This is a genomic window from Paraburkholderia sp. MM5384-R2, assembly GCF_014201025.1.
GTDB lineage: Bacteria > Pseudomonadota > Gammaproteobacteria > Burkholderiales > Burkholderiaceae > Paraburkholderia > Paraburkholderia tuberum.
In genome coordinates, this window is record NZ_JACHDI010000064.1 from 1 (window position 1) to 2,361 (window position 2,361).

A 2,361-nucleotide genomic window follows, 5' to 3' on the forward strand; every position below is an offset into this window, starting at 1 on the left:
CGCGGGTCGAGACACACCTGTTATAGGATCAAGCCTTACGGGCAATTAGTATCAGTTAGCTCAGTACATTACTGTACGTGCACACCTGACCTATCAACGTCCTGGTCTTGAACGACCCTTCAAGGGGCTCGAAGCCCCGGGGATATCTCATCTTAAGGCGAGTTTCCCGCTTAGATGCTTTCAGCGGTTATCTCTTCCGAACATAGCTACCCGGCGATGCCACTGGCGTGACAACCGGTACACCAGAGGTTCGTCCACTCCGGTCCTCTCGTACTAGGAGCAGCCCCCTTCAAATATCCAGCGCCCACGGCAGATAGGGACCAAACTGTCTCACGACGTTTTAAACCCAGCTCACGTACCTCTTTAAATGGCGAACAGCCATACCCTTGGGACCGGCTACAGCCCCAGGATGAGATGAGCCGACATCGAGGTGCCAAACACCGCCGTCGATATGAACTCTTGGGCGGTATCAGCCTGTTATCCCCAGAGTACCTTTTATCCGTTGAGCGATGGCCCTTCCATACAGAACCACCGGATCACTATGACCTGCTTTCGCACCTGTTCGACTTGTCAGTCTCACAGTCAAGCACGCTTATGCCATTGCACTATCAGCACGATTTCCGACCGTACCTAGCGTACCTTCGTACTCCTCCGTTACACTTTGGGAGGAGACCGCCCCAGTCAAACTGCCTACCATGCACTGTCCCCGACCCGGATCACGGGCCAAGGTTAGAACCTCAAACAGATCAGGGTGGTATTTCAAGGACGGCTCCATTGAGACTGGCGTCCCAACTTCATTGCCTCCCACCTATCCTACACAGACCGGTTCAAAGTCCAATGCAAAGCTACAGTAAAGGTTCATGGGGTCTTTCCGTCTAGCCGCGGGGAGATTGCATCATCACAAACACTTCAACTTCGCTGAGTCTCGGGAGGAGACAGTGTGGCCATCGTTACGCCATTCGTGCAGGTCGGAACTTACCCGACAAGGAATTTCGCTACCTTAGGACCGTTATAGTTACGGCCGCCGTTTACCGGGACTTCAATCAGGAGCTTGCACCCCATCATTTAATCTTCCGGCACCGGGCAGGCGTCACACCCTATACGTCCACTTTCGTGTTTGCAGAGTGCTGTGTTTTTATTAAACAGTCGCAGCCACCAGTTTATTGCAACCCTTTCACCCTTCTGGCGCAGGCCAGTCAGGCTATGAGGGCGTACCTTATCCCGAAGTTACGGTACCAATTTGCCGAGTTCCTTCTCCCGAGTTCTCTCAAGCGCCTTAGAATACTCATCTCGCCCACCTGTGTCGGTTTGCGGTACGGTCACTGTGAAACTGAAGCTTAGAGGCTTTTCCTGGAACCCCTTCCAGTTGCTTCGCCACCGAAGTGGCTCGCCTCGCACCCTTGAATTACGCGCCCGGATTTGCCAAAGCGCCTTCTCCAATGCAAGGACCGGGACTTCCAACACCCGGACAACCTTCCGCGATCCGTCCCCCCATCGCATTTCACAATGGTGCAGAAATATTAATCTGCTTCCCATCAGCTACGCATTTCTGCCTCGCCTTAGGGGCCGACTCACCCTACGCCGATGAACGTTGCGTAGGAAACCTTGGGCTTACGGCGAGGGGGCCTTTCACCCCCTTTATCGCTACTCATGTCAGCATTCGCACTTCCGATACCTCCAGCACACTTTCCAGTGCACCTTCGCAGGCTTACGGAACGCTCTCCTACCATGCACATTACTGTGCATCCGCAGCTTCGGTATATGGCTTAGCCCCGTTACATCTTCCGCGCAGGACGACTCGATCAGTGAGCTATTACGCTTTCTTTAAAGGGTGGCTGCTTCTAAGCCAACCTCCTGACTGTTTTAGCCTTCCCACTTCGTTTCCCACTTAGCCATATTTGGGGACCTTAGCTGGCGGTCTGGGTTGTTTCCCTCTTGACACCGGACGTTAGCACCCGATGTCTGTCTCCCGTGATTGCACTCTTCGGTATTCGGAGTTTGCTATGGCGTAGTAATCCGCAATGGACCCCACAACCATGACAGTGCTCTACCCCCGAAGGTGATACACGAGGCACTACCTAAATAGTTTTCGGAGAGAACCAGCTATTTCCAGGTTTGTTTAGCCTTTCACCCCTATCCACAGCTCATCCCCTAACTTTTCAACGTTAGTGGGTTCGGTCCTCCAGCACGTGTTACCGTGCCTTCAACCTGGCCATGGATAGATCACCTGGTTTCGGGTCTACACCCAGCGACTGGACGCCCTGTTCGGACTCGCTTTCGCTACGCCTGCCCTAATCGGTTAAGCTCGCCACTGAATGTAAGTCGCTGACCCATTATACAAAAGGTACGCCGTCACCCCTT

General features: G+C 53.5%; 1 rRNA gene (only partly in view). It reads right to left on the reverse strand.

Going from position 1 to position 2,361, the window contains the following annotated elements:
- Nucleotides 1–24: 24 nt before the first annotated feature.
- Nucleotides 25–2,361, reverse strand: a 23S ribosomal RNA gene (locus HDG37_RS38415) (it continues 637 nt past the right edge of the window).